Here is a 12,419-nt window from a genome sequence, read left to right on the forward strand (position 1 = left end):
GCCATCTCGCCTGCAACTTCGGAAGTTGGTCCATTGATCAGCGTTTCCTTAACGACTCAATTGTGAAATTGCGCCGTTTATTACAAATCGTTATTCCGGAATCGTGCGGTGCGTCTTATACTGCGAACGCGCCGTCCTCGTGCCAAGAGAAGGTGCTTTCGCCCCGGCCGCACAGCGATGCGGCCGGGGTATTTTTCGGCCTGCGGCCCGAGACGATACGCGTCGACCGGGCCCGCGTCGCCGAGCGAGCGCTCCCGGCACGTGAACGACCGCAACCGCGAGCCGCATTGCCCGGACCAGGCATGCCGCATGCTCGCGATCGGCCCATTCGACCGGTTCATTTGCCACCATGCGCACAACAACAAAGGCGACTGCGGGGATACCGGCGCCGACCTCGGGCGCGAAGCCCGTCTTCCAGCGCAGTGCCGTCTGGTTGCGGCTTGCATTCTCCGCCGTCGTGATCGTGTGCGTGCTCGTGCCCGCCGGTGCATTCGTGCTGGCCGAGCGTTATGCGGGCGACGCCGTCGCGCGGCACGAAGGCCTCGTGGCCGGCGACATCGCCGCGTCGGTCGATCGGATCCTCAACAGCCTGCGCTCGCGCCACGCGGACGCGCTCCCGCCGCTCGTCGGCCGGCCGTGCAGACAGATCTTCGCGCCGCTCGCGGAAGCCGAGACGCGGCTGCGCTATCTGCGCGCGATCGCGCTCGTCAACGGCGGCCGGCTGACCTGTTCGTCCGCGCTCGGCGCGATCGATGCGCCGCTCGACGCCTACGTGCGCGCGCCCGCCGCCACGCCGGCCGCGGACGGCACGCGCATCACGCTGCTGCCCGAGACGCCGTATCAGCGCGGCATCCCCGTGCTCGCCGCGTTTCGCGCGACCGCGCGCGACGCCGGCGTGCTGTATCTGATCGAAGGCGACTACGTCGCCGACGCGCTCGCACACAGCGGCAGCTACGGCGCCGAAAGCGCGACGCTCTCGATCGCGGGCGCGGGCCGCCTCGATCATCGCGGCCGCTTCATCGCTGCATCGCGCGCCGTGCGGCCGCGCGGCACCGCGATCGCGTCGCGCGCCTGGCCGTTCACGGTGTCGGTCGTTGCGTCCGCGCAGTACGTGTCGCAAGTCGAGCGCCGCTATCGGCTGCTGTTCGGCACGATCGCGCTGCTCGTCGACGCACTCGTCGTCGCCGCCTACCTGATCGCGACGGCGCCGCGCCGGCTGCTGCTCAAGGCCGTCGGCGATGCGCTGCGGCGCAACGAATTCCATGTCGTGTATCAGCCGGTCGTCGAGATCGAAACGCGCCGGACCGTCGGCGTCGAAGCGCTGCTGCGCTGGCATCACCCGAAGTGGGGGGCCATCAGCCCGACCGCGTTCGTGCCGCAGGTCGAGTCGAGCGCCGTGCTGCCGCGCGTGACCGAATACGTGCTGCGCACGGCCGTATCGGAGCTGACCGCGCTCGCACCCGCGATGCCGCTGCGCATCGCGATCAACGTCGCGCCGAAGGATCTCGAGCGCCCACGCTTCATGTCGATCGTCGACGAGGCGATCCGGCGCCTGCCGCCCGGCTTCACGCTCGTTCTCGAAGTGACCGAGCGCGTGCTGCTCGAGAAAAATCCGCGGACGACCGCGATGTTCGCCGCACTGCGCGCGAAGGGCGTGAAGTTCGCGATCGACGACTTCGGCACGCAGCACAGCAATCTCGACATGCTGACGCGCTTCCCGTTCGACTACGTGAAGATCGACCGCCAGTTCGTCGCGCAGCTCGACGGCGGCAGCGCGCGCCTGATCGAGGGCATCGCGGCGGTCGCGCACCACTACGGACTGAAGATCGTCGCGGAAGGCGTCGAAACGGAAGAACAGCATCGCGCGCTGCATGCGGTCGGCATTCAGTATGCGCAGGGCTACCTCTATCAGCGGCCGCAACGCGCCGAGCATCTCAAGGACCGCCTCGTGCCCGCGCCGGCCTGAGCGGCGCATCGCGCACCGCGGCGCGCGGCACGGGATGCGGCATGCGGCATGCCGCGTGCGCAGGCGCTACAATCCGCCGCCTGGGCATCCATCGCGAGCGTGCGTTTTGACGGAGTTCGAGCAGGGTTTCATCCTCACCCGACACTGGCGTGACACGTCGGCCGGCGTCGAGGTCGAGTTCTGGCTGGCGACCGAACACGGGCCGCGCCGCGTGCGGCTGCGTCCGCAAGAAGCGGTCGCGTTCGTGCCCGCCGAACAGCAGCCGCTCGCCGAACGCGTGCTCGCCGGCGAGCGCGACGCCGAGCTGCGCCCGCTCGCGCTGCGCGATTTCCGGCAGCGCGCGGTGGTCGGCCTGTACTGCCGGCGCTACCGGCATCTGACTGCGCTGCAGAAGCGGCTCGCGGCGGCCGGCGTCGACGTCTACGAAGCCGACATACAACCGCCCGACCGCTACACGATGGAGCGCTTCATCACCGCGCCGGTGCGGTTCCGCGGCCGGCCCGGCGACGCGCGCACGCTCGTCGACGCGGAGCTGAAAGCCGCCACCGACTATCGCCCCGCGCTGCGCTGCGTGTCGCTCGACATCGAAACGAGCGTGCACGGCGATCTCTATTCGATCGCGCTCGAAGGCTGCGGGCAACGACAGGTGTTCATGCTCGGGCCGCCGAACGGCGACGCGGCCGAAGCCCGCGATTTCGATCTCGACTACTGCGACGACCGCGCGACGATGCTCGCGCGCCTCAACGACTGGTTCGACGCGCACGATCCCGACGCGATCATCGGCTGGAACCTCGTGCAGTTCGACCTGCGCGTGCTGCATGCGCATGCGGAGCAGCTCGGCGTGCCGCTGAAGCTCGGCCGCGGCGGCAGCGTGCTCGACTGGCGCGCGCACGGGCAGCAGCCCGATCATTTCTTCGCCGGAGCGGCCGGCCGGCTGATCCTCGACGGCATCGACATGCTGAAGTCCGCGACGTGGAGCTTCCCGTCGTTCAGTCTCGAGTACGTCGCGCAGCAACTGCTCGGCGAAGGCAAGTCGATCGATAACCCGTATCAGCGGATGGACGAAATCCAGCGCCGCTTCGATCACGACAAGCCGGCGCTCGCGCGCTACAACCTGAAGGACTGCGAGCTCGTCACGCGCATTTTCGCGAAGGCCGACCTGCTGTCGTTCGCGCTCGAACGCGCGACCGTCACCGGGCTCGCGGCCGATCGCACCGGCGGCTCGGTCGCGGCGTTCACGCACCTGTATCTGCCGCGCATGCATCGGCTCGGCTACGTTGCGCCGAATCTCGGCGACGTGACCGGGCAGAACAGCCCCGGCGGCTTCGTGATGGATTCGCGGCCCGGCCTGTACGACTCGGTGCTCGTCTTCGACTACAAGAGCCTGTATCCGTCGATCATCCGCACGTTCCTGATCGATCCGGTCGGACTCATCGAAGGGCTCGCGCATCCGGACGACGACGCGTCGGTGCCCGGCTTTCTCGGCGCGCGCTTCTCGCGTACGGCGCACTGTCTGCCCGACATCGTGCGGCGCGTGTGGGAAGGCCGCGACGACGCGAAGCGCCAGCGCAACGCGCCGCTCTCGCAGGCGCTGAAGATCATCATGAACTCGTTCTACGGCGTGCTCGGTTCGACCGGCTGCCGGTTCTTCGATCCGCGTCTCGCGTCGTCGATCACGATGCGCGGCCACGAGATCATGCATCGCACGCGCGAACTGATCGAAGCGCAGGGCTTCGACGTGATCTACGGCGATACCGATTCGACCTTCGTCTGGCTCGGCCGCGCGCACGACGACGACGAGGCCGCGCGCAAGGGCCGTGCACTCGTCGCGCACGTGAACGGCTGGTGGCGCACGCACCTGCGCGAACGCTTCGGGCTCGACAGCGCGCTCGAGCTGCAATACGAACGGCATTACCGCCGCTTCCTGATGCCGACCGTGCGCGGCGCGGAAGAAGGCAGCAAGAAGCGCTATGCGGGGCTCGCGGCCGCGGCCGACGGCAGCGAAGACCTCGTGTTCAAAGGGCTCGAAACGGTCCGTACCGACTGGACGCCACTCGCGCAGCAGTTCCAGCGCGAGCTGTATCGTCGCGTGTTCCGGCGCGAGCCGTATCGGGACTTCATCCGCGACTACGTGCAGCGCACGCTCGCCGGCGAATTCGACGCGCTGCTCGTCTATCGGAAGCGCGTGCGTCGGCCGCTGCGCGAATATCAGCGCAACGTGCCGCCGCACGTGCGCGCGGCGCGGATCGCCGACGAATTCAATCAGGCCAACGGCCGGCCGCTTCAATATCAGCGCGGCGGGTGGATCAGCTACGTGATGACGACGGCCGGGCCCGAGCCGCTCGAAGCGACGCACGCGCCGATCGACTACGCGTTCTATGTGAGCCGGCAGCTGCAGCCCGTCGCCGATGCGATCCTGCCGTTTCTGCGCGACGATTTCGAACGCGTCGTGTCGGGGCAAGGGCAGCTGTTTCTCGAATGAACGCGCATCCGGCCGGCTAGAATAGCGGCTTGCTGCGCGTTCCGCCGCAGCCGGAGGACACCATCATGACCGCACGTCGCGGCACCGCGGTCGCCATCGCACCCGGTTACGAAAGCACCCGCCTGTCGAAAGCCCGCAAGACCTTCAATGCGCTCGTCGAGCAGATCGACAAGCGACGCGAACGTCTCGCTGCGTGGGAAGCCGTGATGCCGGCGTTCCAGAAGAAATTCGTCGACGGATTGCTGCCGCTCGAACAGACGTCGACCGCGCTGCGGATCAGGCTCGTCCATTTGCTCGACGACGCGTTTCTGAAAAAAGGACTGAGCAAGGCCGAGCAACGCATCCTTTCCGGGTTGATCGCCGACATGGCGCGCGATCTGCTCGACGTCAGCGACGACGCGCAGCTGAGCGTCATCTACAACCGGCACGGTGCCTCCGGCATCGACAGCGACGCAACGGCCGCTCGCCGGGCGGCGAAAGCGAAGCCGGAGCCGGCGCCCGGCGGCGAGCCGATCGACGACCTCGACACGCTGTCGCCCGACGAACTCGCCGCACGCATACAGGCCGACCTCGACGAACAGTACGAGCGCGACATGGCCAGCCACGCGGCCCGCGAAGCGCAGCGCGCCAAGCGCCGGAAAGCGCCGCGGCCATCCGCCGCGCAGGCGAAACGCGAAGCCGAGCAGGCGGCATCGAGCCGGTCGATCCGCGAGATCTATCGCAAGCTCGCCAGCGCGCTGCATCCCGATCGTGAAACGGATCCGCGCGAGCAGGAACGCAAGACCGTGCTGATGCAGCGTGTCAACGACGCTTATGCGAAAGGCAAGCTGCTGCAACTGCTCGAACTGCAGCTCGAGATCGAGCAGATCGATCAGCACGCGATCGACAGCTTCGGTGAAGAGCGGCTCGCGCGCTACAACGGCATCCTCGAGGAACAGCTGCGCGAGCTCGATCAGGAAATCCGGCACGTCGAGGGCGATTTCCGGCGGACGTACGGGATCGCGTCGTCGGTCAAGCTCGCGCCCGATACGGTCATGCGCGTGCTCGCGCGAGACATCGCGAGCGTGCAGCGCGGCATTCACGAGCTGAACGTGGCACTGCGGACGTTCGAGGATCTCGACCACGTCAAGGACTGGCTGAAGGACGTGAAGCGCGGGCATCGGTTCGACGACTAGTCGTGGCGAGCGCGTATGCGCTCGCCGACACCGGAATCCGGCTTGCGGCAAAGCCGCCGCCATGCCGCTTCCGCTTTCACCTCGGCCTTCGCCTCCTCTTCCGCTGCGCGGCCATCGATCGCCTCCGTCGATCGCCCGCGGTTTCCTCCGCACAAAGGCACTACCCGCCTTCGCCCGCACCGCGCACCGGCGCGTTACGCGCCGCCCGACGTCCCGCGCACTGGTACCTCCCCGGGAAAACCCCGCCTTCCTACGGGACAAGTTCCCGTTGACACGTCGAATTTCGGCCTTCTAATATGCATGCAACGTTGCACACAATTAAACACACATAATTGTGTGGTGAGCGTGTCGCGCCTACGGGTTTACCCCTGTCCAGAGAGGTCACCATGAATCGACTGTCCCGTTTCACCCGTCAACTCGTCGCGTGTGCCTTGGCGACGACATCGCTGTTCGCCGCGACGCCATCGCACGCAGCCGGCCCCGACGCCTGGGCCGGCGTGAAGAAGGCCGGCGTGCTGCGCTGCGGCGCCGCCGTGGCGCCGCCCTACGTGATGCGCGATCCGAAAACGGGCAACTACAGCGGTTTCTTCTCCGATCTGTGCCGCGATTTCGGACAGAACGTGCTCAAGGTCAAGGTGGAATTCGTGGATACGAGCTGGGACAACATCGTGGCCGGCCTGCAGTCCGACAAATGGGATCTGTCGCTCGCGCTGAACGACACGCCCGAGCGCGAAAAGGCCGTCGCCTTCTCGGCGCCGGCGACCGACTACAACGTGTCGTTCGTCTACAACCGCAACAATCCGCGCGTGCCGAAGGCACTGCGCACGCTCGCGGATATCGACAAGCCCGACCTGACGATCGCCGTGATGTCCGGCACGTCGCAGGACAAGGCGATTTCGGCCGAGCTCAAGCGCGCGCGGATCATGCGGCTGCCCGGCAACGACGAGACGCGCCTGTCGCTGATCTCGAAGCGGGCCGACCTGCTCGCCGACGCGAACATCACCAACATGCTGCTGACGGAAGCGCACCCGGACTGGGCGGCAAGCTTCAATCCGACGCCGCCGCTCGCCCAGCAAGAAGTGGCCTTCGGCCTGCGCAAGGACACGCCGAAAGCGGACATCGACGCGCTCAACAGCTACCTCGCACAGCAGACGAAGTCCGGCGCGATCGACCGGCTGATCAAGACGTCCGTGCAGTCGATGCTGACGACGGGCAAGTAAGCGCCCGCATCGCCGCCGCGCGCGGCGCGCCGCCCTTCGCTGTTTCCGATTCGAACTTCGAGCGCCGAGCCAGGGCGCCGCTGGAGAGACTGTCATGTTGTCGCCTCAAACGATGGCCGTCAGGTCGGCCATGCATCCCCATTCGACCGCGCGCTTCTCCGCAACCGCACCGGACGCCGACTTCGTACGCCTGCGCGACGTGCACAAGTCGTACGGTCCGAACCTCGTCGTCATGGACGGCATGAGCCTCGACATGCGCGCCGACGACCGGCTCGTCATCATCGGGCCGAGCGGCAGCGGCAAAAGCTCGTTGCTGCGCGTGATGATGGGACTCGAAGGCATCCAGCGCGGCGAGATCGCGTTCCGCGGCCAGCCGTACATCCGCGGCGGCGGCACCCGCGGCGCACCGCGCATCGACGCGAAGCTGCAGAAACAGGTCGGCATGGTGTTCCAGCACTACACGCTGTTTCCGCATCTATCGGTGCTCGGCAATCTGATCCTCGCGCCGGTCAGGGTCGGCGGCATGTCGAAGGCCGACGCGACGGAGCGCGCGCGCATGTATCTCGCGCGCCTCGGCCTCGAAAGCAAGCTCCACGCGTATCCGAGCCAGCTGTCCGGTGGCCAGAAACAGCGCGTGGCGATCGCGCGTGCACTGATGCTCGAACCGAAGCTGATGCTGTTCGACGAAGTGACCTCCGCGCTCGATCCGGAGATGGTCGTCGAAGTCCAGAACGTGATGCTGAAGCTCGCCGAACAGAAGATGGCGATGATCATCGTCACGCACGACATGCATTTCGCGCGCGATATCGCGACGCGCGTCGTGTTCTGTGCCAACGGCAAGATCGTCGAGCAAGGCGCGCCGTCGGAGATCTTCAAATGTCCGAAGGAAGCGCGCACGCGCGAATTCCTCGAGAAAGTGCTGCATCTCGACTGAGGCCGAAGCCATGAACTATCACTTCGACTTCAGCTTCCTCGCCGGCAGCGTCGGTGCGCTGCTCGACGGCCTCAAGGTCACGGTCGTGCTGGCCGTCGCCGCGAACGCGATGGGCCTGGTGCTCGGGTTCGTGCTGTGCCTGTTCGCGATGAGCCGCTGGGTGTTCGTGCGCTGGCCGGCACAGCTGTTCATCGAATTCTTCCGCTGCACGCCGGCCCTGCTGCAGATCATCTGGTTCTTCTACTGCATCCCGATGATGGTCGACGTGTTCATCGATCCGATCGCGATGGGCGTGCTCGCGCTCGGGCTGAACCTGACCGCCTTCAATGCCGAAGCGTATCGCGCCGGCGTGCAGGCCGTGCCGAAAGAGCATCTCGATGCGGCCGTCGCGCTTGGCCTGCGGCCGTGGCAGCGCACGATATTCGTCGTGCTGCCGCAGGCGCTGCGCAACGCGATGCCGGTCCTGCTGACCAACGGCATCGGCAGCCTGCAGCAAAGCGCGCTCGTCGCGATCGTCGCCGTGGCCGATCTGATGTACGTCGCCAAGAGCCTCGCGACGCAAGCCTATCGTCCGCTCGAAACGTATTCGGTGGTCGCGCTCGTGTATTTCGCGCTGTCGCTGCCGATCGCCAGGCTCGTCCACGTGATCGAGCGCCGTCAGGACGCCGCCGTCCAACGCTGAGGAGCCTGCCGTGAATCTCGATTTCTCCGTCGTCTGGCCGTACTGGTGGGTCCTGGTGAAAGGCCTGGGATTGACGCTCGCGTACACCGCGACCTGCGCGATCGTCGGCAGTCTGCTCGGCTTCGTGCTGAGCCTGCTGCGGATGTCGCCGTCGCGCTGGCTGCGCGGCCCGGTCGCCGCGTATGTCGAATTCTTCCGCGGCACGCCGCTGCTGATCCAGCTGTTCTGGGTGTTCTTCTGCTTCCCGGTCGTGCTGCGGCTGCCGATTCCGCCGTACCTGTCGGTGTTGATCTCGCTCACGCTCTACATGGCCGCGATCACCAGCGAAACGTTTCGCGGCTCGCTGAAATCGATCGCCGGCGAACAGCACGACGCGTGCATTGCGCTCAGCCTGTCGCCGCACGTGAAGATCGTCTACGTGATCTTTCCGCAGGCGCTGCTGCGCGCGATCCCGCCGCTGCTGTCGAACGTCGTGAGCCTGTTCAAGGAAAGCGCGCTGATTTCGTCGGTCGGCATCGCCGATCTGATGTTCGTCGGCCAGAACGTATCGAACAGCACGGCGCGCCCCGTCGAATTCCTGACGACGGTGGCCGTCATCTATTTCCTCGTCGCCTTTCCGCTGACCCGCCTGGTCGGCGTAGTGGAGTCCAGGATGCTCAGGCGCTACGCCTATTAACTCACAACGCTCTCATCAAGCCGGAGAAATCTCATGCAACTGAAAGGCATTCTGCCCGCGCTGGTCACGCCGTTCGACGCATCGGGCGCGGTCGATCACGACACGCTGGCGTCGATCCTCGAATTTCAACTCGCCGCGGGCGTCAGCGGCTTCGTCCCGCTCGGCTCGACCGGCGAATACTACGCGCTGACCAACGATGAGCGGCGCGCGGTAATGAAAACCGTGCGCGAAGTGGTCGGCCAGCGCGGCGAACTCGTGGTCGGCGCGAACGGCTCGTGCACGCGCGAAGTGATCGAGCAGGTACGGCAAGCGCGCGACGCCGGCTACACCAACATCCTCATCGCGCCGCCGTACTATGCGCTGCCGTCGCAGCAGGAACTGATCGGCCACTACGACGCGATTCTCGCCGCTGTGACCGACGTCAACGTGATCCTGTACAACTATCCGGTCCGCACCAACGTCGAAGTCGGCTTCGGCGTGCTCGACGCGTTCAAGGATCATCCGCGCGTGATCGGCATCAAGGAAAGCAGCGGCAACCTGTTGCGCGCGATCGAGATCGGCGGCAAGTACAAGGATCACTATCAGCTGTCGTGCGGCTCGGACGATCAGGCGCTCGACTTCTTCCTGTGGGGCGCGACGAGCTGGATCTGCGGGCCCGCGAACTGCTTCGCGAAGCAGGTCGTGAGCTTCTACGACAAATTCTCGGCCGGCGACATCGCAGGCGCGCAGAACGTGATGCGCGCGCTGTTCCCGGTGATGGCGAGCATGGAGTCGGGCAAGTTTATCCAGAAGGTCAAGTACGGCTGCGAACTGGCGGGCTTCAAGGTCGGCAATGCGCGCATGCCGCTGCAGCCGCTGACCGACCAGGAGAAGGCCGAGTTCCGCGCGATCTTCGAAGCGTCGCAGGCGTAATCCCATGACGCGCACCGGCGCCGCGTGGCGCCGGTGCGCCGACCGAGGAACCTCAACATGACGATTCACGGCTTTACCTGTATCGAAGGCCATACCGAGGGCATGCCCGTGCGCATGGTGATCGACGGCGCGCCAACGTTGCAGGGCGCGACGATGAACGCGCGCCGCGAGGATTTCGTGGCGCATCACGACTGGGTGCGCCGCACGCTGATGCTGGAACCGCGCGGCCATGCGCATATGTCGGGCACGATCTTTTATCCACCGGTCAGCGACAACGCCGATTTCAGCTTGCTGTTCATCGAGACGTCCGGCTGCCTGCCGATGTGCGGTCACGCGACAATCGGCTCGATCGCGTTCGCGATCGAGGAGCGCCTCGTCGTGCCGAAGCGGCCGGGCACGGTGACGGTCGACGTACCGGCCGGACAGATCGTCGCGCGCTACGAGACCCACGGCGAACGCGTGACGTCGGTCCGCTTCACGAACGTGCCGAGCTTCCTGCTAAAGCGCGACGTCGAGATCGCGATTCCCGCGCTCGGCACGCTGGCCGTCGATATCGCGTATGGCGGCAATTTCTATCCGATCGTCGAAGTTCAGCCGAACTTCCCCGGCTGCGAGCACTTCACGCCGGACGAATTGCTGGCGTGGGGCCGCGACGTGCAGCGCGCGGTGAACGCGGCGCTCGACGTCGTGCATCCCGACAATCCTGCGATTCGCGGCGTGCGGCATTGCATGTGGACGGGCAAGCCTATCGCGGACGACGCACACGGGCGCGCGGTGGTGATCGCCGGCGACAGCCTCGTTGATCGCTCGCCGTGCGGCACCGGCAGCTCTGCACGCGTCGCACAGCGTTTCGCGCGCGGCTGGCTGAAAGAAGGCGAAACGTACTGTCACGAGAGCCTGATCGGCAGCCGCTTCATCGGCCGCGTCGAATCGACGGTGCGCCTCGAGAGCGGCGTCGATGCGGTGCTGCCGAGCATCGAGGGACGCGCCTGGGTCACAGGGCACGCACAATACCGCGTCGATCCGTCCCAACCGTATGCGCTGGGTTTCAGCCTGCAGGAGTTCGTCAATTGAACGCAATGCCCGAACCGCATGCCGGTGTGTCGCCCGGCGCTGCACGCAGCGAAACGGCCGTCGTAATCGGCGGCGGCATCGTCGGCGTCTGCTGCGCACTCTATCTGCAGCGCGACGGCCATGCGGTCACGCTGATCGATCCGGCCGCGCCCGGCGACAGCACCGCGAAATGGAGCTGCGGCCAGATGGCCGTCAGCGAAATCATCCCTTTGTCGAAGCCCGGCATTCTGAAGAAGGTGCCGGGCTGGCTGCTGGATCAGAGCGGGCCGCTCGCGCTGCGGCCCGGCGCGCTGCCCGGCATCCTGCCGTGGTTCTTCCGTTTCGTCGCGTCGGCTCGGCACGCGAAAATCGTGTCGATCGCGCAGGCGATGGCCACGCTCACGCACGACGTCTACACGGACTACGCGCCGCTGCTCGACGCATGCGGCGACTCCGCGCTGCTGGGCCAGCACCCGGTGCTCGAAGTCTTCGACGATCCGGCCGGCATCGCGCACGAGCAACCGCATCTCGAGTTGCGTCAGTCGCTCGGCTTCCAGTCGCAACGGCTGACGGCCACGGAAATCGGCGACCTGGAGCCGGCGCTCGCAGGCCGCTTCCGGCACGGGCTGCTGTTTCCGGAATGGCGCGCCGTCAACGACACCGAAGGTTTCATCGCGGCGCTCACCGCCAGTTTCGAGGCGCAAGGCGGCCGCCGCATTCGTGCGAACGCCGCGCGCATCGACGAAGCCGAAGGACGCGCGACCGGTGTGATGCTGACCAGCGGCGAGCATATTGCGGCCGCTCACGTAGTCGTCGCGGCGGGCACCGGTTCGCGGCAATTCTTCGGCGCGCTCGGCGTGCGCGTGCCGCTCGAAGGCATTGCCGGCTATCAGGCGCTGCTCGCCGATCCGGGCGTCGCGTTCCGGCACTCCGTGATCTACGCGGACGGCGGCTTCTGCTTCAGCCCCATGACACGCGGGCTGCAGATCGGCGGCACGATCGAATTCGCCGGCCGCAACGCGCAGCCGAACTTCAGGCGCGCCGACATCATTCTGGAAAAAGCTAAACGCATCCTGCCCGAACTGCGGACGGCGCGCGTCGAGTACGGCGTCGGCTACCGGCCGTTCCTGCCGGACACCAAGCCGATCATCGACCGCTCGAAGCGGCTGCCGAATGCGTACATGGCGTTCGGCCACGGCCAACTGGGCCTCACGCTCGGCGCGACGACCGGCCGCCTGATCGCCGACCTCGCTGCCGGCCGGCCGACACGCCAGAACCTGGCGCCGTTCAGCGCCTATCGCTTCGCTTGAATTTCCCTG

10 protein-coding genes are annotated in these 12,419 nt (G+C 66.6%); all 10 read left to right on the plus strand.

Translation table 11 applies throughout. The features are described 5' to 3' along the window. Positions 1–349: 349 nt before the first annotated feature. The 10 genes from ACSHSS_RS25155 (at position 350) to ACSHSS_RS25200 (ending at position 12,410) form a co-directional block, all read left to right on the plus strand. On the plus strand, positions 350–1,966 hold the full coding sequence (locus tag ACSHSS_RS25155) for an EAL domain-containing protein (RefSeq protein ID WP_261532394.1): 1,617 nt from the start codon (positions 350–352) through the stop codon (positions 1,964–1,966). A gap of 106 nt (positions 1,967–2,072) precedes the next feature. Continuing rightward, a complete protein-coding gene (locus tag ACSHSS_RS25160; RefSeq protein WP_105835504.1) occupies positions 2,073–4,448 on the plus strand; it encodes a DNA polymerase II in 2,376 nt (791 codons plus the stop codon). 65 nt (positions 4,449–4,513) lie between these two features. Next, positions 4,514–5,623, plus strand: a complete 1,110-nt coding sequence (locus ACSHSS_RS25165; RefSeq protein WP_261532393.1) for a J domain-containing protein — start codon at positions 4,514–4,516, stop codon at positions 5,621–5,623. Positions 5,624–6,009: 386 nt separating this feature from the next. After that, the gene (locus tag ACSHSS_RS25170) at positions 6,010–6,843 is read left to right on the plus strand and encodes a substrate-binding periplasmic protein (RefSeq protein ID WP_261532392.1); all 834 of its coding nucleotides are present in this window, start codon (positions 6,010–6,012) and stop codon (positions 6,841–6,843) included. 94 nt (positions 6,844–6,937) lie between these two features. Next, positions 6,938–7,777, plus strand: a complete 840-nt coding sequence (locus tag ACSHSS_RS25175) for an amino acid ABC transporter ATP-binding protein (RefSeq protein WP_261536959.1) — start codon at positions 6,938–6,940, stop codon at positions 7,775–7,777. A 10-nt stretch (positions 7,778–7,787) separates the two neighbouring features. Then, positions 7,788–8,459, plus strand: a complete 672-nt coding sequence (locus ACSHSS_RS25180; protein WP_060040084.1) for an amino acid ABC transporter permease — start codon at positions 7,788–7,790, stop codon at positions 8,457–8,459. Positions 8,460–8,469: 10 nt separating this feature from the next. Next, positions 8,470–9,135, plus strand: coding sequence for an amino acid ABC transporter permease (locus ACSHSS_RS25185; RefSeq protein WP_012217741.1), 666 nt, complete (start codon positions 8,470–8,472; stop codon positions 9,133–9,135). 33 nt (positions 9,136–9,168) lie between these two features. Further along, positions 9,169–10,047, plus strand: a complete 879-nt coding sequence (locus ACSHSS_RS25190; protein WP_105843525.1) for a dihydrodipicolinate synthase family protein — start codon at positions 9,169–9,171, stop codon at positions 10,045–10,047. Between the two features lie 57 nt (positions 10,048–10,104). Continuing rightward, positions 10,105–11,121 carry a 4-hydroxyproline epimerase gene (locus ACSHSS_RS25195; RefSeq protein WP_261532390.1) on the plus strand — a complete coding sequence of 339 codons (1,017 nt, stop codon included), beginning with the start codon at positions 10,105–10,107 and terminating at the stop codon, positions 11,119–11,121. Next, the gene (locus tag ACSHSS_RS25200; RefSeq protein ID WP_372587684.1) at positions 11,118–12,410 is read left to right on the plus strand and encodes an NAD(P)/FAD-dependent oxidoreductase; all 1,293 of its coding nucleotides are present in this window, start codon (positions 11,118–11,120) and stop codon (positions 12,408–12,410) included. The genes ACSHSS_RS25195 and ACSHSS_RS25200 overlap by 4 nt, the downstream gene beginning before the upstream one ends. Positions 12,411–12,419: the final 9 nt, after the last annotated feature.

The sequence above is a fragment of the Burkholderia sp. BC1 genome (assembly GCF_052683555.1).

Bases quoted from the DNA above. Each gene is read 5' to 3' on its own strand.
- ACSHSS_RS25195 (WP_261532390.1), top strand. From the start codon at position 10,105: ATGACGATTCACGGCTTTACCTGTATCGAAGGCCATACCGAGGGCATG.
- ACSHSS_RS25180 (WP_060040084.1), top strand. From the start codon at position 7,788: ATGAACTATCACTTCGACTTCAGCTTCCTCGCCGGCAGCGTCGGTGCG.
- ACSHSS_RS25175 (WP_261536959.1), top strand. From the start codon at position 6,938: ATGTTGTCGCCTCAAACGATGGCCGTCAGGTCGGCCATGCATCCCCAT.
- ACSHSS_RS25190 (WP_105843525.1), top strand. From the start codon at position 9,169: ATGCAACTGAAAGGCATTCTGCCCGCGCTGGTCACGCCGTTCGACGCA.
- ACSHSS_RS25170 (WP_261532392.1), top strand. From the start codon at position 6,010: ATGAATCGACTGTCCCGTTTCACCCGTCAACTCGTCGCGTGTGCCTTG.
- ACSHSS_RS25165 (WP_261532393.1), top strand. From the start codon at position 4,514: ATGACCGCACGTCGCGGCACCGCGGTCGCCATCGCACCCGGTTACGAA.
- ACSHSS_RS25155 (WP_261532394.1), top strand. From the start codon at position 350: ATGCGCACAACAACAAAGGCGACTGCGGGGATACCGGCGCCGACCTCG.